General features: G+C 32.6%; 25 protein-coding genes. 5 read left to right on the forward strand and 20 right to left on the reverse strand.

Annotated elements, in window-relative coordinates; genetic code table 11:
- Nucleotides 1-17: 17 nt before the first annotated feature.
- From ACHZDT_RS07335 to ACHZDT_RS07350, 4 genes are read left to right on the forward strand one after another with little or no spacing between them, the layout of a single operon-like run.
- On the forward strand, nt 18-1,376 hold the full coding sequence (locus ACHZDT_RS07335; RefSeq protein WP_394773976.1) for a histidine kinase: 1,359 nt from the start codon (nt 18-20) through the stop codon (nt 1,374-1,376).
- The gene (locus tag ACHZDT_RS07340; protein ID WP_394774000.1) at nt 1,376-1,681 is read left to right on the forward strand and encodes a 2TM domain-containing protein; all 306 of its coding nucleotides are present in this window, start codon (nt 1,376-1,378) and stop codon (nt 1,679-1,681) included. The genes ACHZDT_RS07335 and ACHZDT_RS07340 overlap by 1 nt, the downstream gene beginning before the upstream one ends.
- A 20-nt stretch (nt 1,682-1,701) precedes the next feature.
- On the forward strand, nt 1,702-2,070 hold the full coding sequence (locus ACHZDT_RS07345) for a 2TM domain-containing protein (RefSeq protein WP_394773977.1): 369 nt from the start codon (nt 1,702-1,704) through the stop codon (nt 2,068-2,070).
- A gap of 36 nt (nt 2,071-2,106) precedes the next feature.
- Nucleotides 2,107-2,874, forward strand: a complete 768-nt coding sequence (locus ACHZDT_RS07350) for a LytR/AlgR family response regulator transcription factor (protein WP_394773978.1) — start codon at nt 2,107-2,109, stop codon at nt 2,872-2,874.
- A 263-nt stretch (nt 2,875-3,137) separates the two neighbouring features.
- Here ACHZDT_RS07350 and ACHZDT_RS07355 read toward each other — a convergent pair whose 3' ends face one another.
- The 3 genes from ACHZDT_RS07355 to ACHZDT_RS07365 are packed head-to-tail and all read right to left on the reverse strand — an operon-like array spanning nt 3,138 to nt 5,998.
- Complete coding sequence (locus tag ACHZDT_RS07355) at nt 3,138-4,163, reverse strand: COX15/CtaA family protein (RefSeq protein ID WP_394773979.1); 1,026 nt, start codon at nt 4,161-4,163, stop codon at nt 3,138-3,140.
- Nucleotides 4,164-4,179: 16 nt separating this feature from the next.
- Nucleotides 4,180-5,607, reverse strand: coding sequence for a CCA tRNA nucleotidyltransferase (locus ACHZDT_RS07360; protein ID WP_394773980.1), 1,428 nt, complete (start codon nt 5,605-5,607; stop codon nt 4,180-4,182).
- A gap of 16 nt (nt 5,608-5,623) precedes the next feature.
- Nucleotides 5,624-5,998: a GxxExxY protein gene (locus tag ACHZDT_RS07365; protein WP_394773981.1), complete on the reverse strand. Its 375-nt coding sequence runs from the start codon at nt 5,996-5,998 to the stop codon at nt 5,624-5,626.
- Between the two features lie 414 nt (nt 5,999-6,412).
- On the opposite strand from ACHZDT_RS07365, the gene yaaA reads away from it, so the two are divergent.
- A complete protein-coding gene (gene yaaA / locus ACHZDT_RS07370; protein ID WP_394773982.1) occupies nt 6,413-7,171 on the forward strand; it encodes a peroxide stress protein YaaA in 759 nt (252 codons plus the stop codon).
- A 284-nt stretch (nt 7,172-7,455) separates the two neighbouring features.
- On the opposite strand, the gene ACHZDT_RS07375 is transcribed toward yaaA, so the two are convergent.
- From ACHZDT_RS07375 to ACHZDT_RS07455, 17 genes are all read right to left on the reverse strand, one after another.
- Complete coding sequence (locus ACHZDT_RS07375) at nt 7,456-9,042, reverse strand: MDR family MFS transporter (protein ID WP_394773983.1); 1,587 nt, start codon at nt 9,040-9,042, stop codon at nt 7,456-7,458.
- 4 nt (nt 9,043-9,046) lie between these two features.
- Complete coding sequence (locus ACHZDT_RS07380; RefSeq protein WP_394773984.1) at nt 9,047-10,126, reverse strand: HlyD family secretion protein; 1,080 nt, start codon at nt 10,124-10,126, stop codon at nt 9,047-9,049.
- A gap of 12 nt (nt 10,127-10,138) precedes the next feature.
- Nucleotides 10,139-11,467 carry a TolC family protein gene (locus tag ACHZDT_RS07385; protein WP_394773985.1) on the reverse strand — a complete coding sequence of 443 codons (1,329 nt, stop codon included), beginning with the start codon at nt 11,465-11,467 and terminating at the stop codon, nt 10,139-10,141.
- The gene (locus ACHZDT_RS07390; RefSeq protein ID WP_394773986.1) at nt 11,457-12,086 is read right to left on the reverse strand and encodes a TetR family transcriptional regulator; all 630 of its coding nucleotides are present in this window, start codon (nt 12,084-12,086) and stop codon (nt 11,457-11,459) included. Before ACHZDT_RS07390 ends, ACHZDT_RS07385 begins: the two co-directional genes overlap by 11 nt.
- A 301-nt stretch (nt 12,087-12,387) precedes the next feature.
- The gene (gene trpA / locus ACHZDT_RS07395) at nt 12,388-13,149 is read right to left on the reverse strand and encodes a tryptophan synthase subunit alpha (protein WP_394773987.1); all 762 of its coding nucleotides are present in this window, start codon (nt 13,147-13,149) and stop codon (nt 12,388-12,390) included.
- Between the two features lie 248 nt (nt 13,150-13,397).
- Nucleotides 13,398-13,715, reverse strand: a complete 318-nt coding sequence (locus ACHZDT_RS07400) for a gamma-glutamylcyclotransferase family protein (RefSeq protein ID WP_394773988.1) — start codon at nt 13,713-13,715, stop codon at nt 13,398-13,400.
- A gap of 153 nt (nt 13,716-13,868) precedes the next feature.
- A complete protein-coding gene (gene trpB, locus ACHZDT_RS07405; protein WP_394773989.1) occupies nt 13,869-15,050 on the reverse strand; it encodes a tryptophan synthase subunit beta in 1,182 nt (393 codons plus the stop codon).
- 13 nt (nt 15,051-15,063) lie between these two features.
- The gene (locus ACHZDT_RS07410) at nt 15,064-15,687 is read right to left on the reverse strand and encodes a phosphoribosylanthranilate isomerase (protein ID WP_394773990.1); all 624 of its coding nucleotides are present in this window, start codon (nt 15,685-15,687) and stop codon (nt 15,064-15,066) included.
- A 147-nt stretch (nt 15,688-15,834) separates the two neighbouring features.
- Nucleotides 15,835-16,620, reverse strand: coding sequence for an indole-3-glycerol phosphate synthase TrpC (gene trpC, locus ACHZDT_RS07415; protein WP_394773991.1), 786 nt, complete (start codon nt 16,618-16,620; stop codon nt 15,835-15,837).
- A 78-nt stretch (nt 16,621-16,698) separates the two neighbouring features.
- Nucleotides 16,699-17,691, reverse strand: a complete 993-nt coding sequence (trpD, locus tag ACHZDT_RS07420) for an anthranilate phosphoribosyltransferase (RefSeq protein ID WP_394773992.1) — start codon at nt 17,689-17,691, stop codon at nt 16,699-16,701.
- Nucleotides 17,692-17,792: 101 nt separating this feature from the next.
- Nucleotides 17,793-18,359, reverse strand: a complete 567-nt coding sequence (locus tag ACHZDT_RS07425) for an anthranilate synthase component II (protein WP_394773993.1) — start codon at nt 18,357-18,359, stop codon at nt 17,793-17,795.
- A 133-nt stretch (nt 18,360-18,492) separates the two neighbouring features.
- Nucleotides 18,493-18,936, reverse strand: a complete 444-nt coding sequence (locus ACHZDT_RS07430) for a hypothetical protein (RefSeq protein ID WP_394773994.1) — start codon at nt 18,934-18,936, stop codon at nt 18,493-18,495.
- A 107-nt stretch (nt 18,937-19,043) separates the two neighbouring features.
- Nucleotides 19,044-20,444 (reverse strand): anthranilate synthase component I family protein, encoded by a 1,401-nt coding sequence (locus tag ACHZDT_RS07435; RefSeq protein ID WP_394773995.1) that lies wholly within the window; start codon nt 20,442-20,444, stop codon nt 19,044-19,046.
- A gap of 294 nt (nt 20,445-20,738) precedes the next feature.
- Nucleotides 20,739-22,016 carry a hypothetical protein gene (locus ACHZDT_RS07440; RefSeq protein ID WP_394773996.1) on the reverse strand — a complete coding sequence of 426 codons (1,278 nt, stop codon included), beginning with the start codon at nt 22,014-22,016 and terminating at the stop codon, nt 20,739-20,741.
- A 201-nt stretch (nt 22,017-22,217) separates the two neighbouring features.
- Nucleotides 22,218-22,784 carry a YceI family protein gene (locus tag ACHZDT_RS07445; RefSeq protein WP_394773997.1) on the reverse strand — a complete coding sequence of 189 codons (567 nt, stop codon included), beginning with the start codon at nt 22,782-22,784 and terminating at the stop codon, nt 22,218-22,220.
- Between the two features lie 31 nt (nt 22,785-22,815).
- Nucleotides 22,816-23,448 (reverse strand): NAD(P)H-dependent oxidoreductase, encoded by a 633-nt coding sequence (locus ACHZDT_RS07450; RefSeq protein WP_394773998.1) that lies wholly within the window; start codon nt 23,446-23,448, stop codon nt 22,816-22,818.
- 4 nt (nt 23,449-23,452) lie between these two features.
- Nucleotides 23,453-23,914 (reverse strand): MarR family winged helix-turn-helix transcriptional regulator, encoded by a 462-nt coding sequence (locus ACHZDT_RS07455; RefSeq protein WP_394773999.1) that lies wholly within the window; start codon nt 23,912-23,914, stop codon nt 23,453-23,455.
- Nucleotides 23,915-24,165: the final 251 nt, after the last annotated feature.

Genomic DNA, 24,165 nt, shown 5'->3' on the forward strand with positions numbered 1-24,165 from the left:
AATTTAAGCCAATTATAATGAAAGATCATAGAAATACATATGCAGATTTAAAGAGTGGAACAATAGTATCATTCAAGATTTCTGTGATCTTTACAATAATATTTTCAGCTTGTTTAGGGAAAGACTTAAACATTCAAAACGTTCTTATTACTTTTTTTATAAGCTGTTTGTATTCTTTTTTGGTAGGTTTTGGAAATGGATATATTAATGTTTTGCTGGATAAAAAATGGGATTGGCTGGAGCAGACGAACCTAAGAGTTTATTACGGAATTCTGGTTACAGTTCTTTACACGATCCCAATAGTTCTGGGAATAAATTATTACATTTTTGTTATTTTGCAAAATATGCCTTTAGATAAATTCTTTAGCGACAGAATGATTTGGATACATCTGTTTTATATCATGCTGGCTTTAGGGGTTTCAACTTTTATGCAAGCCAGAAGTTTTATGGTAAAATGGAAACAAGCATCAAAATTTGAAATAACGCAGCAAAAAATTATCGCAGGAACGGCAAGTGCTAAATTTGAAAGTTTAAAAAATCAAATCGATCCGCACTTTCTTTTTAACAGCCTGAATGTTTTAAGTTCTTTAATCGAAGAAAATCCGGATAATGCACAACGTTTTACCACTTCATTATCTAAAATTTATCGTTATGTTTTAGAACAAAAAGACAAAGAATTGGTTTCGGTTGAAGATGAATTGGCTTTTGCCAAAACCTATATGAATCTGTTGAAGATGCGTTTTGAGAATAGTTTGTTTTATGAATTGCCAACAACAATCATAAATCCGGATGCAAAAGTGGTTCCGTTATCATTACAGCTTTTGCTCGAAAATACAGTAAAACATAATGTAGTAAGCGAACAAAAACCATTGCATATCAGGATTTTTGTTGATGGAGATTATTTAGCGATTCAAAATGATTTTCAGAAAAAAGAAGTTTTACAGGACAGGCAAGGAGTGGGATTGCAAAATATCGTGAATCGATACGGAATTATTACCGACAGAAAAGTAGTTATTGAACAAAACGAACAAAATTTTACAGTTAAAATTCCAATTTTAACTAAACAAATATCAGTTATGGAAACAAATGTAGAATATAGCGATGAGAATAAAGCCTATTTCAGAGCTAAAAAAAGAGTAGAAGAGTTAAAAGGATTTTATGCTAATATAATATCATATTGTTGTATAATTCCGTTTTTAGTATTTATTAATCTGAGGTTTTCTCCCGGATTTCAATGGTTTTGGTTTTCGGCTTTAGGTTGGGGATTTGGAGTTGTAATGCACGCTTTTAAAGTTTATGGTTACAGCTCAGATTGGGAAGAACGAAAAATTAGAGAGATTTTAGAGAAAGGAAATAACAAACAAAACTGGAAATGATGGAAGTGAATTTAACTGAAGAGGATAGATATCGACTCGCAAAAAAGAAAGTGGAGGATATCAAAGGATTTTATGGAAACCTGACCTCATATATAGGTGTAAATATTGTCTTGATCTTTATTAATCTATATACATCACCAGATCATTTGTGGTTTTACTGGCCTTTAATGTGGTGGGGAATGGGTGTTGTTTTTCATGGATTAAAGGTTTTTGAAATATTCCCGGTTCTTGGAAAAGGTTGGGAAGACAGAAAAATCAAAGAGTTAATGGAAAAAGAGAAGGAAGAAAGAAATAAATGGCAATAATTAAATAGAAATAAAATAAAATGGGAAGATATAGAAGACATATGTACGAAGATTACAAACAAGAATTAAGTACAGACGAAAGTTATAATATTGCGTTCAAAAAAGTGAAACGAATTAAAGGATTTTATTCGCATTTGAGAGTTTTTGTCATAGTAAATGCTATAATTCTTATTGCAAATTTTAGTAGAAATTATACTTGGAATAATGTTGAAATAAGAGGTTTTGAAAACTGGCAAAGTTATTCGACATTATTTTACTGGGGAATTGCTTTATTAATTCATGCATTTACAGTATTTGGACCGGATATTTTTTTCAACAGAGATTGGGAACAAAAGAAAATCCAGAAATTTATGGACAAAGATGCTCAGAATAAGAATAAATGGGAGTAATTTTAAACTAAATTTTCAATTTTTGCATCCTGCTAAATGACCACATTAATTATAGAAGACGAAAAACCGGCTGCAAGGTTATTGCAGCGAAAACTCGAAAAGTTAGATATCGCCGTAGAAACCATGTTGCATTCTGTAGAAGAATCAATTCATTGGTTTTCAAATAATCAACATCCGGATTTAATTTTCCTGGATATTCAGTTATCAGATGGTTTATCGTTTGAAATTTTCGAAAAAATTGACATTCAGAGCGCCATTATTTTTACAACCGCTTATGATGAATATGCCCTAAAAGCCTTCAAACTTAATAGCATTGATTATCTTTTAAAACCTATTGACGAAGATGATCTTGAAGTGGCTGTTACTAAATTTAAAGCAAGATTACCTAAAGCAGATTCAGGAAATCAGAATCTTCAGCTTGATTTTGAGCAAATACGTCAAATGTTGTCAAATCCTTTTGAAAAGAGTTATAAAAAACGATTTACAGTTAAAATCGGGCAACATTTAAAAGTGATTACCACTGACGAAATCGAATGCTTTTTTAGTGAAAACAAAGGAACATACATTCATACTTTTGATAATAGAAATTATTTAATCGATTCGACTCTTGAAATTCTGGAACAGGAATTAGACAAAAAAGATTTCTTTCGCATAAGCCGAAAATTCATTGTTCCGCTTCCGGCAATTAAGGAAATTCAGATTTACACCAATTCTCGCCTGAAAGTTATTTTACCTACTTATAAAGAAGATGAGGTAATTGTAAGCCGTGAAAAAGTGCAGGATTTTAAAAATTGGCTGGGGTAAAAAACGATATTTTATAATTAAATTCCAATGGATTGATTTCGAAGCTTCGGAAAACGTTGCTCTACATGTGAACTGGATTAAAATCCAGCCTTACAAAATGAATCGAGCCGATGGCTCTTTAATTTTGGATTGAATTCCGTAGGAATGGTTTATATTGTAGGGCCGGATTTTAATCCGGTTTAACATAATCAAATTTGGCAAATCAAAACATCAAAACATAAAAAAATCCTTCGCTGAAGGATTTTTTTATGTTTTGATATTTATTATTTGCTCAATCTATGTAAAGTGAAAGTCATGGCGCTTAAAAGGAAGAAAGCCATAATTTGGTGAATTAATCCTAAAGCTAATGGAACACTATATAACAGCGTAAAAACTCCTAATGCAAATTGGATAAAAACAAAAACAACCAAAGTTTTGATTCCGTTATTTTGTGTTCTTGTAAGCGAAAATTTTGTGCTTTTGAAATATAAAAACAGAATAAAAGCAACTACAGCATAAGCAAAAGTTCTGTGAACGAACTGAACGCCGCTTTTTCCTTCGATTAAATTTTTCACCAAAGTTGGCTGTTCAATAAAAACAGAATCGTGAATAAATTGTCCGTCACTCATTAAAGGCCAGTGATTATGAATTAATCCCGCGTTTAAACCTGCAACAAAACCACCATAAATAATTTGAATTAGTAAAGCAATCAAAGCAAATCTCGCAATATTTCGAAGCGGAATTACTTTAGTAATCGTTCTTTCTGGATAAATTAAATCCAGCGCCACCCATAAAGTATATGCAAATGTGATAAAAGCAAAAGTAAGGTGTAGTGAAAGTCTAAAATGACTTACATCAGGATTGTCAATTAATCCGCTGCGAACCATAAACCAACCTAAAAATCCCTGAAAACCTCCCATTGCCAATAAAACAATACATTTATTGATTGTTGGACGATCTAGTTTTTTTCTGATTAAGAAATAAACAAACGGTATAAAGAAAACCAATCCGATGATACGACCAATAAAACGGTGGAACCATTCCCAGAAATAAATAAATTTATAATCGGCTAATTGAAAATCGTTGTGAATATTGATTTTTTGATATTCAGGAAATTTCTTGTATTGTTCAAAAGCTTCATTCCATTTTGCATCCGTCAAAGGCGGGAAAGTATCGGTTACCAAATGCCAATCCGTCATTGATAAACCTGAATTTGTTAAGCGGGTGATTCCGCCAACAACAACCATTAAAAACAATAAAACACAACCTGATAGTAACCAAATGATTACTGATTTATTTTCTTTTTTCATTATGTAAAACTTATTCTTAAACTTTTTTTAAACCCAATTTTTCAGCTCTTTTAATGATAAAATCATAAGCTGCCTGATATTCATTCGGAATATCACCTTCTAAAATAGCTTCTTTTACAGCTTCTTTCAACATTCCGATTTCACGGGAAGGTTGCAAATCAAAAATTGCCATAATTTCTTCACCTGAAATTGGCGGTTGAAAATTACGAACATGATCGCGTTCTTCTACCTCAACAATTTTCTTGCGAACGATTTCAAAATTTTTATGATATTTCTTAAACTTCGAAGGATTTTTGGTTGTGATATCAGCTTCGCACAAAATCATTAAATCCTCAACATCTTCGCCGGCATCAAAAACCAAACGACGAACCGCGCTGTCAGTCACAATATCCTGCGCCAAAACAATAGGACGCGAACTCATAATGACCATTTTTTGTACAAATTTCATTTTGTGATTTAACGGCATGTGTAAACGTTCGAATATTTTCTTCGCCATTTTTCCACCAAGAAATTCATGACCGTGAAAAGTCCAGCCTTGTTTTTTATTGAAACGTTTTGTTGGCGCTTTCCCAATATCATGCAACAAAGCCGACCAACGCAACCAAACATCATCAGTATTTGGGCAAATATTATCGACAACCTCAAGTGTGTGGTAAAAGTTGTTTTTATGAGTATGACCTTCAATTTCTTCGACCTGATTCAAAGCCGTTAATTCAGGAAGAATAATATCTAAAAGTCCGGTTTGATATAAAAGTAAAAACCCGATTGAAGGTTTATCTGTTGAAAGAATTTTATTCAATTCATCAACAATACGTTCTCCGGAAATAATATTTATTCTCTCAGCATTTTTAGTAATCGCGTCAAGTGAATTTTTCTCAATTTCAAAACCCAATTGATTGGCAAAACGAATTGCACGCAACATTCGTAAAGGATCATCAGAATAAGTTATGCTGGGATCTAAAGGCGTTTTGATAGTTTGGTTCTCTAAATCTGCCAATCCGTTAAAAGGATCAGAAAGATCTCCAAAAGTTTTTTCGTTTAAAGATAAAGCCAATGCATTGATAGTAAAATCACGGCGATTTTGATCGTCTTCAAGTGTTCCGTTTTCAACAATAGGATTTCTGCTTTCGAAGTTATAAGATTCTTTTCGCGCGCCAACAAATTCAATATCAGTATCTTCAAAGCGCAACATCGCAGTTCCATAAGTTTTAAAAACCTGTACTTTTGGTTTTTTTGGAAGAAGTTCTGAAACCTTCAAAGCCAATTCGATTCCGCTACCAACGGCAACAACATCAATGTCTTTTTTAGAACCCCGGTTTAAAAGAAAATCCCGTACAAATCCGCCAATTACATAACTGTCGACGTTGAGTTCCTGAGATGCTTTCGAAATTACTTCGAAGATTTTATGTTCTAATGCTGTTTTATAGTTTGTTTGTATAGCCACGAATTCACTAATTTTTTTATAAAATAATACGTTTGTATTCAAGCGAGACAGAATTAAAGTTTGCTAAAATCGCTAAATGTGTTTTAGAAACTTTGAGATAATTTAGACATTGCGAAATATGTTTAGGATGTAAATAATCACTTGATTTTATTTCAAGTATAATTTTATCAAACAAAACAAAATCAGCATAAAACCTGTGATTTAATATTATGTCTTTATAATTTACTAAATATTCTTTTTCTCTTTCAAATGGAATATTGGCTAATTTAAACTCATATTCTAAAGCATCTTTATAAACGATTTCAGAAAAGCCTCCACCTAAATTTCTATGAACATCAAATAAAATTCCCATAATTTGATAACTTTCCAGTTGATATAATATTTTTGTCATGATCTAAATTTTTTCGCCACGAATTCACGAATTTTTTAAATTAATTATTAAAAAAAGTTAATTCGTGAATTCGTGGCTAATTTTTTAGAATACAACTTTCAATTTTATATTGAAATGTTATTTGGAATTTTATACGCGCAAATTTACAACATAGAAAATGCCTATTATAATCTATTGTTGACTTTTTTGAACAAATTCACAGTTTGAGGTGGAGAATTTTATCAAACAGAAAAATGGTTGCCACGAATTACACTAATTTCCGCGAATTTTATTTTTGTAAACTTAATTCGATTGAATCTAATTAGTGAAAATTCGTGGCAAAAAAAACATTGATACCGTTATCAAACAAATCAATTGCAATAATATTTTTTTAGAAATTCAATTTGTATTTTTGAATCATATAAAAACGCACAAATGAAAATTGTTATATCTCCTGCGAAATCATTAAATTTCGAAAAAGAATTACCAACTACACAATATACAGAACCGTCTTTTTTAAAAGAAGCACGTCAGGTTCATAAAATTTTAAAAGAAAAAAAACCAGCTGAATTATCTGAATTAATGTCAATTTCAGACAAATTATCAGACTTAAACTGGAGAAGAAACCAAGATTGGAAAACGCCATTTACACCAGAAAACGCACGTCCGGCAATTTATACTTTTGATGGAGATGTTTATACAGGTTTAGATGCTTATACAATTCCGCTTGAAAAAGTAGAAGTTTTACAAAACAAACTTAGAATTTTATCAGGCCTTTATGGAGTTTTAAAACCGCTGGACTTAATGCAGGCTTATCGTCTGGAAATGGGAACTAAATTATCTGTTGGAGAATATAAAAATCTCCATGAATTCTGGAAGCCAACTGTAACCAAATCTTTAAATAAAGAACTTGAAAAGGGAGAATTATTTGTGAATTTAGCCAGTAATGAATATTTTTCGGCAGTTGATGTAAAAGCTTTAAAAGTTCCTGTGATTACTCCGGATTTTAAAGATTATAAAGATGGAAAACTTAAAATAATCAGTTTCTTCGCTAAAAAGGCGAGGGGAATGATGGTGCGTTATATTATTGATACAAATGCAGAAACTGTCGATGATTTAAAAGGTTTTGATTATGAGGGTTATCATTTTGATGACAATCTTTCAGAAGGAAATCATTTGGTTTTTACAAGATAGATTTTTTAGAAAGGTTCAAAGAGGCAAAGTGACAAAGGGACAAGGTTTTTTATAAAGAGGCTAAGAACCTGAGTTGCTAAGAGACTAAGTTTTTTACTAGAGAGTCGGAGACTCGGAACATATTGTAGGTAGGGATTTTAATCCCTTCAACATTAAAGCATATTGTAGGTAGGGATTTCAATCCCTTCAACACAATCATCTAAATGTTAGAATTATAAAAAAAGCCGGGCTAAATAAATAGCGCGGCTTTTTCGTATTATAAATCAATTATTATAAAATTATTATTAATGCATTGCATCAGCAGGATTAATTTTGTTTTTTCCTTTTTTAATGAAAAGAATAATTGGTATACAGCATAAGAACATGATTCCCAGGTACATAAAAATATCTATGTATGACATTACGGTACTTTGTTTCATTACTGAATATTCTAAAGCCTGATATGCTTTTTTAAGAGCGACATCGGCACTATAACCTTTGGCTTCAAATGCTCTTTGCATTCCTGCAATACGTTGCTGAACATCGAATTTTGAAGGATCTAAATTTGTCAATAAATCTACTCTGTGTTCCTGACTGAAACGAGTGATAAAAGTGGTAATAATTGCAATACCAAATGAACCTCCTAATTGTCTCATCATTCCGGTAAAAGCAGCTCCTTCACCAATATGTTTTCCTTTTAATGTAGAAAGTGAAAGTGTGGTAATAGGTACAAAAAGTAATCCTAAACCAATTCCTCTTAAAATCAAAGGCCAATACATGTGTTCAACGCCAGTATCAGGCGTCATACGGGTTTGCATCATAAAGGTAAAAAAGAAGAATACTAAAAATCCAACTCCAACCATATATCCTTGCGGAACTCCTTTTTGAATCATATTACCAACGAATGGCATCATGATCGCTGTTGTTATAGAACCCGGAATCAATAATAATCCGGCATCTGTTGCGGTCCATCCTAAAACAGATTGCGTGTAAATTGGGATAATTAAAGTTGATCCGTATAAACCGAAACCAAGAATAAAACACATTACAGTTCCAATTCTTAAATTTCCATCTTTTAAAACACTTAAGTTTACAATAGGATGTTTATATGTCAGCTCTCGCCAGATAAATAATACTAATCCCAGAACAGTTACAACACTTAAGGTTACGATTAAAGAATCGTTGAACCAATCGTCTTGTTGACCATGCTCTAAAACGAATTGTAATGATCCGATAAAAGAGGCTAGTAAAATAATTCCCCACCAGTCAACCTGATTTGCTTTTAGTTTTTCTCCATATTTCGGACTTCTTACGAAAGTAAGAGCCAAAATAGTTGCAATAATTCCTAACGGAATATTGATGTAAAAGATATAAGGCCACGAATAATTATCTACTAGATAACCTCCTAAAGGCGGACCTAAAGTTGGACCAACAATTACACCCATTCCGTAAATAGCCTGCGCCATACCACGTTTTGCAATAGGATAACTTTCGGTAATAATAGTTTGGGCTGTTACTAATAAAGCTCCTCCACCCATACCTTGTACAAACCTAAAAGCAACTAATTCCCAAATATTAGTGGCGTTACCGCATAAAAAGGAACAGACTGTAAATAGAATAATAGAGGCCACAAAATAATTACGTCTTCCAAATTGTTGTGAAAGCCAACTCGTCATCGGAATTACAATAACATTCGCAATTGCGTATGCTGTAATTACCCAAGCCACATCAGTCAAAGTAGCACCAAGGCTACCTCGCATGTCTGTTAGTGCTACGTTTACAATCGTGGTATCTACAATTTCCAGCAGTGCACAAAGTACTGCAGTAATCGTAATAATCACACGTCTATAACCGTATTCTACTAAATCGTCATCTCCTTGTACTGCTGTCATTCGATTATTTTAAATGTACGTCTACGTCAACATTCATTCCTGGTCTTAGTAATTTTACTTTTTCAGGATCGTTTGATTCGTCTAAACTAATTTTTACCGGTAATCTCTGAATTGTTTTTACGAAGTTACCTGTTGCGTTATCAGGAGGTAATAATGAAAAACGAGATCCTGTTGCAGGAGAAAATGAAGTTAATGTTCCTTTGAATTCATAGTTAGGATAAGCATCAACTTTTAAGCTTACTTTTTGTCCCACAATCATTTTGTTTAATTGCGTTTCTTTAAAGTTAGCAACAACCCAAGCTTCGGTATTATTGATAATGTAAAATAAAGATTGTCCCGGCTGAACTAATTGTCCCGGCTGAATATCAACTTTAGAAACCTGACCGTCAATTGCAGCAGTTACAACAGTATAAGTAAGGTTTAATTTAGCAACATCAAGCATTGTTTTAGCTCTTTTGATGTTTGCAGAAGCAACTTCAGTTTGTTTGTCAGAAACTTTCGATTTAGATTGAATTACTGATTTTTGAAAAGAACTTGCTCTTTGTTGTTGTTCTAAAACTCGAACTTGATTTTCGGCTTCATCTTTTGCAGTCTGAGCCTGTTCAAATTGTTGTTTTGTAATTGTATGCGTTTTATACAAATTATTGTAACGATTGAAATCATTAGTAGCTTGTCTCAATCTAATTTTTGCACTTTCGATAGAACCACCTGCAGATCTCATATTCGCATCAGATACTGAAATGCTTGCATAAGCACTTCCAATATCAGCTTTTGCAGCTTCATATTGACCTTCAGCACCTAACAAAGCAGCATTAGCTTCATCAATCTTCAATTGATAATCTCTTTTATCGATAGTAAATAAAGTATCTCCTTTTTTTACAAAATCATTATCTTTTACATATACTTTGCTAATATATCCAGATACTCTTGGAATAATTGGATTCATTTTTTTCTCGATCTGAGCATCATCTGTTTCTTCGTGAGCTAAAGAGTGCATGTATTTTGTTATTCCGTAAGTTCCACCCACTAAAATCAATACGGTTAGTATAATGATGAATTTAGTATTTGTTTTTTTCTTTTCCATGAGAGCTATCGATTATATTTTAGAAAGATTGAATGATTGTGATAATTGTCCTGATACGGATAATAATTCGTAATATTTTTGAATAATAGTTGCTTTAGACAAAGCCGTGTTGATTTTAGCATTTAAATGTTCTACATCAGCCTCAACTAAATCGTTAGTGTCTGATAAGCCATTGTCAAATTTATCTTTTACAAGTCTATAATTTTCAGCAGCCTGTAAAAGAGCTTCATCATAAACCACACTTTGATTGATCGCCAAGTCATAATCTTCAATAGATTTTTGAACCTCAACTTTAATACGATCTGTCATAACGGCTTCTGAATTTTTAACTTCTAAAGCTCGGCTTTCAGCAGCTTTTACATTTGCACTGTTTTTTAAAATTCCTGATAAATCATAAGATAAACCAACTCCAAAATTCATTGCATATTTTACAGTAATAAAATCCTTAAGATCTAAAGCAGTATAACCGCCTAATAATGAAAGAGAAGGATAATAACCTGATTTAGCTATTTTAATATTTGCTTCACTGGCTTTTTGTTGAAAACGAATAGCTTCTAAATCCTTTCTGTTTTCTAATGCCAAAACATCAGATGTTGGTGCATTACTAGTTTTTAAATTAAAGAAATCAGCTTCATTAACCTCAAGTTTTACATTCGGCTCTAATTTTAATAAAGTCGTAAGATAAAAGTTGATATTATTAATGTTGTTATTCGCTTCATCAATAGATAATTGCGTTTTTGAAACCAATAATTGAGCTTTCAATAAATCATTTCTGGGAATGATTCCGTTTTTCTCTAGTTCCGTAAAATCAGTAACACGCTGTTTCGCCTGCTTTTGATTTTCGTTTAAAAGATCTAACGTTTTTTGTGCCTTGTATAAAGCGCTGTAATACGTAATTACACGCAAAGTTACATCCTCTTTAGTTTTAGCAGCATACGCACTTTCAGCTTCGTATAAATTATCAGATGCTTTAATGCTGTTCTGAATTTTAAATCCTGCAAATATTGGCAAACTAAGATTTGCCATACCTAACATTGCCTGATTTGGAGAAGGCATTGGATCAGAACTTGCCGTATCACCGCTATTATGCATATCGATAGAAGCTTTTGTCAATCTTTGGTATTGACCGGAAATTTTTAAATCCGGGTACTGATTGTTTCTAACTTCTTGTGATTCGTATTTTTTTGTGTTTACCTTAGTATTGGCAAGCGTAACTTCGTTACTTTTTTCCCAGGCCATTTTCACGGCTTCGTCTAAGGTTAAACTTGTTTTTTCTTGTGCTTCTATTGATGAAATTCCGATAAAGAAAATCCCAAAGAGCATTAATTGATTAATTTTCATAAACAAGTAGAGCTTTTATAGTTTGTTGAATGTGCTTTGTAAGACTGTTTTTAATATAATCGTTATACAACGTTTCGGTGTTTAAATTGAGAAGTTCCTCAAAAAAGGGTTTGTTCATGTGAAAGTGAAAAAATGTTCCCATTATAGTTGGCGTTATAAGCGGAATAATTACATCTTTTCTGAAAACTCCTTTAGATTGACCTTCTTTCACTATTGTTTCAAGAGATTTTAAGTTCCCTTTTTTCAATTCAGTAAAAGCAGCTAAGTTTTGTTCTCTTTTTTTTGAAGTAAGTTCAAAATGTAAAATTCTGTAAATTCCCCTGTTACAATTAATTCTGTTAATGTAAATTTCGATTAATTTATTGACTTTATCAAGAGGTTCAAGATTTTCAAGCAATAAATTGTCTAATTGAAGTTTTATATCAGAAGTTTTGTAAAAAATCAGAGCCTCAAGTAATCTTTCTTTTGAACCAAAATAATACGAAATCATGGCAACGTTAATTTTTGCCACTTTTGAGATGTCCCGTATTGATGTGCCTTCAAATCCTTTATCAGAAAATAGCTTTTCAGCAACTTCCAGAATCTGAATTTTTTTATCGTTTAATTCGATGTTTGACATGGTATTGTTTCTAATCGAGTACAAAATTAAACAAGCGTTTAATTTAAACAGCTGTTTAATTTTATTTTAACATAATATTAACAGAAAACCATGTAGTTGATTTTGACATTAATCGAATAAAAAAGCTGAATTTAATATTTATAAGATAATTAATTTAGTTTAGATTTTTTCTTAGTTTCATTTCGACAATGAAGAAATCACATTAATTATTCCGTTCCTAAAAGTAAACCCGACAGGTTTTTAAAACCTGTTGGGTATGTTGTGAGAATAATGATGTATTCTGTAAAAGTAAAAATATATTTTATCGAATCTCCCCAACAAATTCACTAATTTTTCCAGAACCACTTTCGCTTAAATGTTTGATAAAGGCACTTCCAATAATTGCCCCTTTTGCAAATTTTGTTGCCTGATTAAACGTTTCTTTATTTGAAATTCCGAAACCAATAATCTGAGGATTTTTAAGATTCATATTTGAGATTCTTTCAAAATAATCTTCCTGAACGTTTCCAAAACCTGATTGAGAACCCGTAACACTTGCAGAACTTACCATATAAATAAATCCGTTTGAAACGCTGTCGATAAAACGAATACGTTCATCAGAAGTTTGTGGTGTAATCAGAAATACATTGATTAGTCCGTATTTTTCGAAAATTGCTTTGTATTCATCAGCATAAACATCAACCGGTAAATCAGGAATAATTAAACCATCGATCCCAATTTCGGCACATTTTTTACAAAATTCTTCAATTCCATATTGTAACATCGGGTTAAAATAACCCATGATAATCAACGGAATTTTTACGCTTTCGCGGATATTCTTTAGTTGATCGAATAGAATTTGAGTTGTCATTCCGTTTTTAAGCGCCTGAGTAGAACTCGCCTGAATCGTTGGTCCATCAGCCAAAGGATCACTAAATGGTAAACCAATTTCGATTAAATCAACACCATTTTTTTCTAAATCCTGAATAATCTGCACGGTATTATTTAAACTAGGATATCCAGCCGAAAAATAAATAGAAAGTATCTTTTTATCTTCTTGTAATTTTTGAGTTATTCTGTTCATTTTTTATGTTATTTTCCTAACAGGTTTTTAAAACCTGTTAGGTTTTATTATTATTTAGCCAGAGATTAAAAAGATTTCTAAGATTTTTTGTTCACGTAATTCGTACAGATTTTTTAATTAGATCTGTGCCAATCGGCTTAAATCAATTTAAGTCTTCGTGAAATAAATCTGCAGAATAATCAGTGAGCATCTTTTTAATCCGTGGCATTATATTTTAAGACATTTTACATTCGGTTTTTGTCCGAAAATCAATTTTCGATATAAACCCAGGCAACTATTCCTGACTTCAGCGTCACTTGAACTCTTTTATAGGCATTAGATTCAAATATATCGACTTTAGCTAAATCCGAAGTTGATATATTAAAAGCAACTCCGTGTATAGGATCTAAAGAATCTGCGCTGGGTACAGCTACAACATAATCTGCCATTCCAAATTCTTCTTCAATTTGAAGACTTTTTAGTTTATAACCCAGAAGCTGATCACGAGTTCCGGTGAGCACTTTATTAAAAAGCTGCATTTGAATTTGTTTTGACCTTAATGTTCCGTAAGAGAATAATTTTTCCATAATTGCTATTTTCTCGTTGTTTTGTTTTTGCGTTAGGGATGGGAGCGGCATCTCCCGATTTAGAAAAACAAGGCTTTTTAGCCGTAGTTTTTGTTAATCGGGAATATAGCATACAGCCCGACCGAAGGGAACGCCCAAATTATTTATGTTATATTACAACTTAAAATAACCGATATAATTGTCTAAATCTTTATCTCCACGTCCAGAAAGGCTGATTACGACAATATCTGTAGGTTTAAATTTCTTTTGATCCAAAACTGCAAACGCATGTGCGCTCTCGATCGCCGGAATAATTCCTTCCAGTTTAGTTAGTTGTAAACCTGCATTCATCGCATCATCATCTGTAACAGAGAAGAATTCGCCACGACCTGTTTGTGCCAAATGTGCGTGCATAGGACCAACGCCGGGATAATCCAGACCTGCCGAAATAGAATATGGCTCTGTAATTTGACCGTCTGGAGTTTGCATTAAAAGGGTTTTACAACCGTGAATAACACCTACTTTTCCTAACTTACTGGTTGCTGCGCTATGACCGCTGTCTACGCCTTTTCCGGCAGCTTCAACGGCAATAATTCCAACTTCCGGTTCGTGCAAAAAGTGATAATAAGTTCCTGCAGCATTACTTCCGCCACCAATACAAGCGACTACATAATCAGGATTTTCGCGCCCTTCTTTTTCCTTTAACTGCCATTTTATTTCTTCGGAAATTACACTTTGAAAACGCGTCACCATATCTGGATAAGGATGCGGTCCAATCGCAGATCCAATGATGTAATGTGTATCAACCGGATTATTAATCCAGTCTCTAATCGCTTCGTTTGTAGCATCTTTTAAAGTTCTTGAACCTGAAAGTGCGGGACGAACCTCAGCTCCTAGCATTTTCATACGCGCCACGTTTGGTGCCTGACGCGCAATGTCGATTTCGCCCATATAAACAATACATTCCAAGCCCATAAGTGCACAAACTGTAGCGGTTGCAACGCCATGTTGACCAGCGCCGGTTTCGGCAATAATTCGTTTTTTGCCCAAACGTTGTGCTACTAATATTTGCCCAATTGTGTTGTTGACTTTATGTGCTCCGGTATGATTTAAATCTTCTCTTTTTAGATAAACTTTTGTATTATATTTTTCGGATAAACGCTTTGCAAAATATAGCGGACTTGGCCGCCCAACATAATCCTTTAGCAATTGGTCAAACTCGGCTTTAAAGTCTGGTTCGCTTGTTATTTTTAGATAGTTCTGACGTAATTCTTCTACATTTGGATACAACATTTCAGGAATGTAAGCTCCTCCAAATTCTCCGTAATACCCTTTTTCGTTGACGTTAAAATTCATTTTTGTTGAAATTTTAAAGGTTGACAATTTCAAGTTTTCGTTTGAAATTGGTTAATAAATTTTTATTTTTTAATCCAGGTTCGATTTCAAATCTACTGTTTACATCAATGGCATAAACGGGTAATTTAAGATTTTTAATCGCTGCTATTTCTTCAAGTCCGATTCCGCCACTTAAGAAAAATGGTTTATCGGATTTATAATTTTTTAATATTTTCCAGTCGAAAGTGGTTCCGTTTCCGCCGGGTAATTTTCCTTTTGTGTCAAACAGAAAATAATCGCAAACAGCCTCAAAAGGTTTTAAAACTTCAAAATCAAAATCATCTCCAACTGAAAATACTTTTATGATTTCTATTTTTTTATCAATCTTATTTTTTAATTCCTGACAGAATTCTATAGATTCTTCTCCATGTAACTGAACTGCTTGTAAATTATGTTCATTGATTTTGTCAATTATATTTTCAACCGATTCATTTACAAAAACGCCCACTTTTTTGATCGTTTTTATAAGTTCGGGAATCGTTCCGTTGAAATATCGAGCGGATTTTTCATAGAAAATAAATCCCATATAATCGGGTAGGAGTGCGCCTACTTCGATTATGTTTTCGGGATATTTCATGCCGCATATTTTGAGTTTCATTTTTTTTGTTTTTTGTTTTTGCCACGAAGGCGCTAAGACACTAATTTTTTTGTTGTAAAGACTGAAAACGCAAAAGTTTTTTGCCGCGAGTTACACTAATTTGCACTACTTAAATTTGTGCTAATTAATGAAATTCGTGACGAACTTTTAAATACTCAATTGTTGAATAAATTCTGTTGCAGCTTTTCCGGCGTTATCGGTTTTCATGAAGTTTTCTCCAATTAAAAATCCTTTGTAACCGTAAGGTTTAAGTTCTAAAATTGCTTCGATAGACGAAATCCCACTTTCAGATACTTTAATAAAATCATCCGGAATTTGTGATGCTAATTGTTTACTGAAATCCAGGCTTACTTCAAAAGTTTTTAAGTTTCTGTTATTTACGCCAATCATATCTAAAGTTGGCATAATTGATTTTTGTAATTCCTCCTGATTATGAACTTCCAGTAAAACTTCTAAGCCTAATTTCTTAGCAAATTCAGATAATGATTTGATTTCTTCACGGGTTAAAACCGCTGCGATTAGTAAAATTAAATCGGCTCCAAAAGCTTTTGCTTCAAGAATCTGATATTCATCAACAATAAATTCTTTTCGCAAAAGCGGAATATTTACGCTCGCTCTTGCCAAAAGTAAATCGTCTAATGATCCACCAAAATACTTTCCATCGGTTAAAACCGAAATTCCGCAAGCGCCGGCATTTTCATATCCTTTTACTACTTCTTCAACTGTAAAATTATGATTAATTACTGATTTTGAAGGCGAACGGCGTTTGTGTTCTGCAATAATTCCTGTAGAACTTTCTTTTAGTTTTTGACTTAAAGAAATAGTTTCTCGTCCAAAAAACACTGAGTTTTCCAATTGCGAAACCGGAATGATTGATTTTTTAAGAACGACTTCTCTTTGTTTATCAAATATTATTTTATCGAGTATGTTCATTGTTTTATTTGTTTCAGGTTTCAGGTTTATTTTTATTTCACGTTCCAACAACTTGAAACAAAGAAAACTTGAAACTATTTACCTACTTAGTTCTTGTAATGTTTGCAATGCTTTTAGTCCTTTTCCAGACAATAAACTTTCTTTTGCCAATTCAAATCCTTCTAATGGAGAACATTTTGTAACCGTTGCAATTGCCATTGCGGCGTTTGCACAAACTACATTATTCTGTGCTTCGTTTCCTTTTCCTGAAAGAATATTAATGAACATATCAGCCGATTCTTCGATTGTTTTTCCGCCTTCGATTTCAGTTTGTGACAAAAGCCTAACGCCAAAATCTGAAGGGTTTAACATTCCTTCCATATGGTTTGAAATTGTTTTGGTTGGTCCTGTCAAAGAAATTTCGTCATATCCGTCAAGCGAATGTAAGATGGTAAAATTCACATCGGTACTTTGGTACAAATAAGCGTAGATTCTAGCTAATTCAAGATTGAAAACACCAACCAATTGATTTTTTGGAAATGACGGATTTACCATTGGTCCCAACATATTAAAGAACGTTTTTACGGCTAATTCTTTCCTGATTGGTCCCACGTTTTTCATTGCCGGGTGAAATAGGGGAGCGTGCAAAACACAAATTCCTGCTTTGTCAATACATTTTTCCAGAAACGAAGCATCATTGCTGAATTTGATTCCCATTTTTTCCATTACATTGCTTGAACCTGAAATAGATGAAACACCGTAATTTCCGTGTTTTGCAACTTTTATTCCGGTTCCGGCAGAAATAAACGAAGCTAAAGTTGAGATATTGAAAGTGTCTTTTCCGTCACCGCCAGTTCCGCATAAATCGATGGTATTGTAAGCTGATAAATCAACACGAACACATAATTCTAATAAAGCTTCGCGAAAACCCGAAAGTTCATCAATCGTAATACTTCGCATCATAAATACAGTCAAAAATGACGAAATCTGACTTGGGTTATAACTTCCGCTTGAAATATTAATCAATACGTTTTTGGCTTCTTCTTTAGTAAGAACTTCGTGGTTGATTAATTTGTTTAATATGTTTTTCATTTTTTTAAGTTGCTAAGGTTCTGAGAGACTAAGGTTCTGAGTTTTTTGTTTCAGGTTTTAGGTTTCAAGTTTAGCTAACCTGAAACTTGAAACAAAAGAAACTAGCTTCTAATCCAGTTCTCTAAAATCTTTTTTCCGTTTGGCGTTAAAACACTTTCAGGATGAAACTGAACACCTCTTACATCAAATGTTTTGTGTCTTAGTGACATAATTTGTCCGTTTTCATCGATTGAAGTTGCTTCAAGAACATCTGGTAAATTGGCGTCAACAACCCATGAATGGTATCTTCCAACTTCAAATTCATTTCCTAAACCTTCAAACAAAACCTCATCTGAAACCACGGTTTTTACATTTGTTGCAACACCGTGATATACTTTATCAAGGTTTGAAAGTGTTCCTCCAAAAACTTCCCCAATTGCTTGTTGCCCTAAACAAACACCTAAAATACTTTTTGTTGGAGCATATTTTGCAATCACAGCTTTTAATAAACCAGCTTCATCTGGAATTCCGGGACCTGGCGAAAGTAATATTTTATCAAAAGATGCGATTTCGTCAATATCAAATTCATCATTTCTGTATACAGTAACTTCGCAGTTTAAATCTTCTAAATAGTGCACTAAATTATAAGTGAAACTATCGTAATTGTCTATAACTAATATTTTTTTCATGTCTTTAATTTTGTTTCAGGTTTCAGGTTTTCTTTGTTTCAAGTTTGCTTAACCAATTTGGCTAAAGTGTTGTGTATTGTTTCGCGTTCCAATAACTTGAAACATGAAACAAAGAAAACCTGAAACTGAAATTTTACTTTTCTCGAACGTATTTCTCGATAATAATTCGGTCAACGCCTAATTTTTCTATTTTTTCGAATCCTCTTTGTATCAGAGTATCATTTTTAATTTTTACCACAAATTCAAACTTGTTATTCTCCCATTGTCTGTTATTAAAAAACTCTAAATGTTCCGTATAAACACTATCTTTTAAACTATATTTTCCAGCTCCTCCAAAGAATAATGCCGAACTATCTTTGCCATGATTCAGATCATGATTAAAAAAGGCAAAATGAGTATCATTTATAATTTTAATCATTTTTGTTTTTGAATTGAAAGTTGAAAATGTAGAATCATTTTCAGTAGTTTCGGCTGATATTAAACGCCAGGTTCCAATTAACGGAAGAATCTCAGACTCTTTCTTTTCGCATGAAGCGAAAAATAAAATGGCAATAACAAAAGGAATAAAGTTTTTCATAGGTTATATTTTTTGTTTCAAGTTTACTGTTTTCTTTGTTTCAAGTTTACTGTTTTGCGTTTCAACCACTTGAAACCTGAAACAAAGAAAACTTGAAACTATATTTTTTAAATTTTCTCTGCCATTTCAAGCGCTGTATTCAAAGCTATTAATTTGTTATAAACTTCCTGCATTTCGCTTTCTTCGTCTGAACTTGCTACGATTCCGGCTCCTGCCTGACAATGTAATTGGTGGTTTTTACTCAGGAAAGTTCTAATCATGATTGCGTGATTAAAGTTGCCTTCAAAATCCATGAAACCAATTGCGCCTCCGTAGAAATTACGATTTGTTTTTTCATAATCTTCAATCAATTGCATCGCTCTGTGTTTTGGTGCACCGCTTAGAGTTCCTGCCGGAAAAGTATCTGCAACGACTTGCATAGTTGTAGCTTTTTCATGTAAATGACCTGTAACTTTTGAAACTAGGTGAATTACGTGTGAAAAAAACTGGACTTCTCTGTATTTTTCTACGTTTACATCGTGTCCGTTTCGGCTTAAATCATTTCTGGCCAAATCGACTAACATTACGTGTTCGCTATTTTCTTTTTTATCTTCAGAAAGTTGTTTGGCTAAAACCGCATCACGTTCGTCATTTCCTGTTCTTTTAAAAGTTCCTGCGATTGGATGAATCTCCGCTTTTCTGTCTTTTACGATAATTTGTGCTTCGGGCGAAGACCCAAATATTTTGAAATCTCCATAATCAAAAAAGAATAAATACGGAGATGGATTAATACTTCTTAAAGCTCTGTAAACATTGAATTCGTCGCCTTTGAAACCTTGTGTGAAACGACGCGATAATACTAATTGAAAAACGTCTCCACGGAAACAATGTTTTTTGGCTAAAGCCACATTGTGTTTAAATTCTTCATCTGTCAGGTTAGAGAAACCTTCGCCTTCTTTGGTGAATTTGTATGAAGCAATATTTCTGGACTGTAATAATTGTTCGATTTCCGAAATATTGTTTCTTCCATCAACACTATGACAGAAAATATAAGCTTCGTTTTTGAAGTGATTAATTGCAATAATATTTTGGTAAACTGCATAAAAAACATCCGGAATTAAAGTTGCACTGTCTTTTTTGGCAATCGAAACTTTCTCGAAATAACGAACGGCATCGTATGATATGTATCCGAATAAACCATTATTGATGAATTTGAAATCATTTTTTTCTGATTTAAACTGACTTGAAAATTCCTGAATTACTGCAGGAATATTTGTCGAAGCATCAATTGCAATTTGTTCCGTTGTTCCGTCAGGAAAAGTTTTAAAAATGATTTCGTTTTCGATTTTTATTGTCGCAATCGGGTTACAGCAAATGTAGGAGAAACTATTGTCATTTCCGTGGTAATCACTACTTTCAAGCAATAAACTATTGGGGAATTTATCTCTTATCTTAAAATAAATACTTACCGGCGTAATTGTATCTGCCAGAATTTGTTTGTAATGTGTGTTGAGTATAAATGGTTTCAAAGTATGTTGTTTTTAATTTTAATATTTTTCACTTGAGTTTTTACCAAAAAAAAAGGCTTGTCGTGATGACAAGCCTTTTATATTTATAGTTTGATAATACTATAGGAAGCTTAGTTCACGACGTTTGACGTAAATTCTTCCACCACCAAGTATTGTTCATTATTGTTTTCATATCTTATTTTGATGTCACAAATATATAAATGTAATTTGGATTAGAATACATAAAAGTTCAAAAAAAACTTTTCTAAATATTAAAATTTGTTATATTTCGAGAAAAACAACTGATTTAATTATTTAATTTCCAATCGCAATTGTATTGTTTTGGTTAATTCTAAAGTCCGGATTTCCTTTGATATTAGGCATTGTAAACAATTCGCTGTTTTTTATTTTTGTAAATCCAATTTCAAAAGAAGGATTGCTGTAAAATTTTTCAATTACAGAATTAGCTCCGCCGGCTTCACTCGTAATGCCGCCATTACAATTATTAACGATTAAGTTTTTAAATGTAATTTTAGCTAAATTAACTTCTCCATTTCCAATATTTCCTTCCAATAATGCAAAAGGAGTAAAGCCGGAAATAATGCTGTTTGTCAAATTAAAAAAAGTATCTTCTCTCACATAAACAGATTCTCTTACAAGTCCCTGATTGTTTTCTTCTAAATTTACTAAAGTGATATTGTTGGCATTTATTTTAGTCAGTTTTTTACTCATATCAGTATTTCCAATTTTGTCATATGAATCGACTTCAAAACATCTTGAACCCGAAACATCAGACGAAAACGGATGGCGAATCGCAATACTGTTGCTAATATTGATTTGAGCACCTTGTGTAAAATCAAAATCATCATCAGTTGTTCTGTACGAAACAAGATTATTCATATTTAAATCTCCTCCGTAACACTCGAAAGAATCATCGTTTGAAAAACTAATCTGAATGCTGTTTAAAACCGTTTTTCTACCAACTCCGGCTAACGAAAGTCCGTTAAGTTCCTTTGCAGCGCTTAATTTTCTTCCCGAATATTCAATTCTCACATATTTTAAAATCCCCGAATTATCTTCGGCATCCTGACCTCCGTAATGATTTAACAATGGTTCTAAATCAAAGGGCAAAGTATGAATACCGCCAATAGTGTTTATTGGAGCTTTTCCTAAAATTATAATTCCGCCCCAATCGCCGGGTTTTCTTTCTGAAATTTCCTTGTTTGAAGTAAAAACGATTGGATCAGTTTCTGAACCTTCCGCCATAATTTTCGAACCATTTGTGATAACCAGAGTTCCGCAGGATTTGTCGTCTCCACGAATAACCGTTCCCGGTTCTATTGTTAAAACGGCATTATTAGTCACGTATACTACGCCAACTAATTGATATGTATTGCGTTTGGTTAATTTAGTGTCTTTATCGATAGTTCCAGCAATGATATTTGTAGCTTCATTATATTCCGTATTAGCAGGTTTAAAATTGGTCCAGTTATTCATCCAGTTATTGTTGCCAATAATTCCTTTAGGTTGTTGAGCTTGTAGCAATAAAGTCCCTAAAAGTGCAATGATTGTAATACGTATTTTTGCTTTCATAACTATAATTTTGATTTCTAGTTTTTGATTTTTTAATAATACCAAAATTAGAAGCCAAATGTTAATCAAACCACGGTATGATATTACGAAAGTGTTAGGTGAATATTAATGATGTTATCTTTTTGAAAATATAAAATAAAACCCCAATAGTTACTTGAACTATTGGGGTTTATCTTATAAGAAATAATATGTCTTAAAATATTAGAATTTTATAGCTACAGTTAATTCGAAATCGTCACTGATAGTTTTGTCTCCTAAGTTTTCAAAGAAGTTACCAGAGTTGTATTTGATATCATATTTAGTTCTGTCAACTTTAAATGCTGTTGTAGCACTATTTCCGCTTAGAGCGATGTCAAAAGTTACAGGTTTAGTAATTCCTTTGATAGTTAAATCAGCAGTAACAGTATAAACGTCAGTTGCTTTAGCGCTGATAGTTTTGAAAACTAATTTTGCAGTTGGGAATTTTTCAGTACCAAAGAAATCTGCTGATTTCAAGTGACCGTTTAATTTTCCTTGGTATTCTCCAGTTAAATCTGTAGAAGTCAATGAAGTCATATCAACAGTGAAACTACCACCAGTTAATTTTTTTGCTTTGAAAACTAATGCACCATCTTTAAAGTTAACAGTTCCAGAGTGTTCTCCAGTTACTTTTTTTCCTACCCATTTGATAGTACTTGCTTTTACGTCGATTTTTTTAGTTTGAGCATTCACTGAAATACTAGCTACTGCTACGAATAATGCTATTGCAATTGTTTTTAAATTTTTCATGTTGTGTAAATTGATTTTGGATTAATAATAATTATATAGTGATAAATAATTCTTCGTGAGATTTTCTAACTTTTTTGTAATGTTGCGTATCATCTTCACCATGTCTGTAACCAACAGTAGCAATAACTGACGCGTTTAAACCTAATTTATCAAAACCTAAGATTTCATTAAATGCAGCTGCATTAAATCCTTCCATTGGAGTTGCATCGATTTTCAATTCAGAAGCAGCACTTAATAAAGTTCCTAAAGCGATGTAAGTTTGTTTTGCTGTCCAAATGTTTTTGTGGTCGCTTGATAAATTAGCAATTGTACCTTTCATCATATCGCTGAATCCAGCAAGAGCATCAGCAGGAACACCTCTTGTTTCGCTTATGTTTTTGATATAAGCATCTACAGATTCTGCTCCAACATTTAAGTCATTTGCAAAAACAAACAATTGAGATGCATCTGTGATTTGAGTTTGTCCGTAAGCAGCAGCTTTTAATTGCTCTCTAATTTCCGGATTTTCTACGATAACAACTTTATAAGGTTGCAATCCGTATGAAGAAGCACTTAATCTAACCGCTTCTTTTAAAGTATTTAAATCTTCAGAAGATATTTTTTTAGTTGCATCAAATTTCTTTGTTGCATATCTCCAGTTTAAATTTTCTAATAATGTGCTCATAATATTAATTTTGTTGGGTTCTGTATTTTTCTAATAATTGATTTAATAATTCTAATTCTTCAGCACTTATATTCTCAGCAAATATTCGCTCGTGTTCATCTACTTTAGGATCTAATTCTTTTAAAACGTCTAATCCTTTTTGAGTGATTAACACTTCAATTTTACGTCTGTTACCTTCGCAAACCTTTCTTGTAACAAAATCCTTCAGTAATAATTTGTCTACTAATCTGGTTGTATTACTCGTTTTTGCCAGCATCCGTTCCTGTATCACACACATATTAGCAGGATTTCCTTTTTGTCCTCTTAATATTCGTAACACATTATATTGTTCTCCGGATAAATCATACGGTTTTATTAACTCGTTGAAATGATCCTGAATCACATTTTGCGTGTACATGATATTCAGAATAACTTTTTTCGCATTATCCATCTTAACTGTACTTTTTATAACCTCTTCAATTGTCATAGTCGTAAGTGTATAATTTGTATATACAAATGTATATCATTTAATATTTGTATATACAAACGTTGTGTTAATTTTTTGTTAATTCAATTTGATAGATTTTTATGTGCAAGAACGCTTAAAAAGAAGAGTAAAAATACTATATTTTCAAATGTAAAATATTGATTATTCAAAATTTAATGATTGGTTAAAGTTGAAGGTATTTGGTTGTATCCTACATCAAAACCCGACAGGTTTTTGAAACCTGTCGGGTT

The sequence above is a fragment of the Flavobacterium sp. genome (assembly GCF_043722275.1).
GTDB lineage: Bacteria > Bacteroidota > Bacteroidia > Flavobacteriales > Flavobacteriaceae > Flavobacterium.

Excerpts from the sequence above, each read along its gene's own strand:
- ACHZDT_RS07335 (WP_394773976.1), top strand. The coding sequence starts at position 18 with ATGAAAGATCATAGAAATACATATGCAGATTTAAAGAGTGGAACAATA.
- ACHZDT_RS07340 (WP_394774000.1), top strand. The coding sequence starts at position 1,376 with ATGGAAGTGAATTTAACTGAAGAGGATAGATATCGACTCGCAAAAAAG.
- ACHZDT_RS07345 (WP_394773977.1), top strand. The coding sequence starts at position 1,702 with ATGGGAAGATATAGAAGACATATGTACGAAGATTACAAACAAGAATTA.
- ACHZDT_RS07350 (WP_394773978.1), top strand. The coding sequence starts at position 2,107 with ATGACCACATTAATTATAGAAGACGAAAAACCGGCTGCAAGGTTATTG.
- ACHZDT_RS07355 (WP_394773979.1), bottom strand. The coding sequence starts at position 4,163 with ATGAAAAAAGAAAATAAATCAGTAATCATTTGGTTACTATCAGGTTGT.
- ACHZDT_RS07365 (WP_394773981.1), bottom strand. The coding sequence starts at position 5,998 with ATGACAAAAATATTATATCAACTGGAAAGTTATCAAATTATGGGAATT.
- yaaA (WP_394773982.1), top strand. The coding sequence starts at position 6,413 with ATGAAAATTGTTATATCTCCTGCGAAATCATTAAATTTCGAAAAAGAA.
- ACHZDT_RS07375 (WP_394773983.1), bottom strand. The coding sequence starts at position 9,042 with ATGACAGCAGTACAAGGAGATGACGATTTAGTAGAATACGGTTATAGA.
- ACHZDT_RS07380 (WP_394773984.1), bottom strand. The coding sequence starts at position 10,126 with ATGGAAAAGAAAAAAACAAATACTAAATTCATCATTATACTAACCGTA.
- ACHZDT_RS07385 (WP_394773985.1), bottom strand. The coding sequence starts at position 11,467 with ATGAAAATTAATCAATTAATGCTCTTTGGGATTTTCTTTATCGGAATT.
- ACHZDT_RS07390 (WP_394773986.1), bottom strand. The coding sequence starts at position 12,086 with ATGTCAAACATCGAATTAAACGATAAAAAAATTCAGATTCTGGAAGTT.
- trpA (WP_394773987.1), bottom strand. The coding sequence starts at position 13,149 with ATGAACAGAATAACTCAAAAATTACAAGAAGATAAAAAGATACTTTCT.
- ACHZDT_RS07400 (WP_394773988.1), bottom strand. The coding sequence starts at position 13,715 with ATGGAAAAATTATTCTCTTACGGAACATTAAGGTCAAAACAAATTCAA.
- trpB (WP_394773989.1), bottom strand. The coding sequence starts at position 15,050 with ATGAATTTTAACGTCAACGAAAAAGGGTATTACGGAGAATTTGGAGGA.
- ACHZDT_RS07410 (WP_394773990.1), bottom strand. The coding sequence starts at position 15,687 with ATGAAACTCAAAATATGCGGCATGAAATATCCCGAAAACATAATCGAA.
- trpC (WP_394773991.1), bottom strand. The coding sequence starts at position 16,620 with ATGAACATACTCGATAAAATAATATTTGATAAACAAAGAGAAGTCGTT.
- trpD (WP_394773992.1), bottom strand. The coding sequence starts at position 17,691 with ATGAAAAACATATTAAACAAATTAATCAACCACGAAGTTCTTACTAAA.
- ACHZDT_RS07425 (WP_394773993.1), bottom strand. The coding sequence starts at position 18,359 with ATGAAAAAAATATTAGTTATAGACAATTACGATAGTTTCACTTATAAT.
- ACHZDT_RS07430 (WP_394773994.1), bottom strand. The coding sequence starts at position 18,936 with ATGAAAAACTTTATTCCTTTTGTTATTGCCATTTTATTTTTCGCTTCA.
- ACHZDT_RS07440 (WP_394773996.1), bottom strand. The coding sequence starts at position 22,016 with ATGAAAGCAAAAATACGTATTACAATCATTGCACTTTTAGGGACTTTA.
- ACHZDT_RS07445 (WP_394773997.1), bottom strand. The coding sequence starts at position 22,784 with ATGAAAAATTTAAAAACAATTGCAATAGCATTATTCGTAGCAGTAGCT.
- ACHZDT_RS07450 (WP_394773998.1), bottom strand. The coding sequence starts at position 23,448 with ATGAGCACATTATTAGAAAATTTAAACTGGAGATATGCAACAAAGAAA.
- ACHZDT_RS07455 (WP_394773999.1), bottom strand. The coding sequence starts at position 23,914 with ATGACAATTGAAGAGGTTATAAAAAGTACAGTTAAGATGGATAATGCG.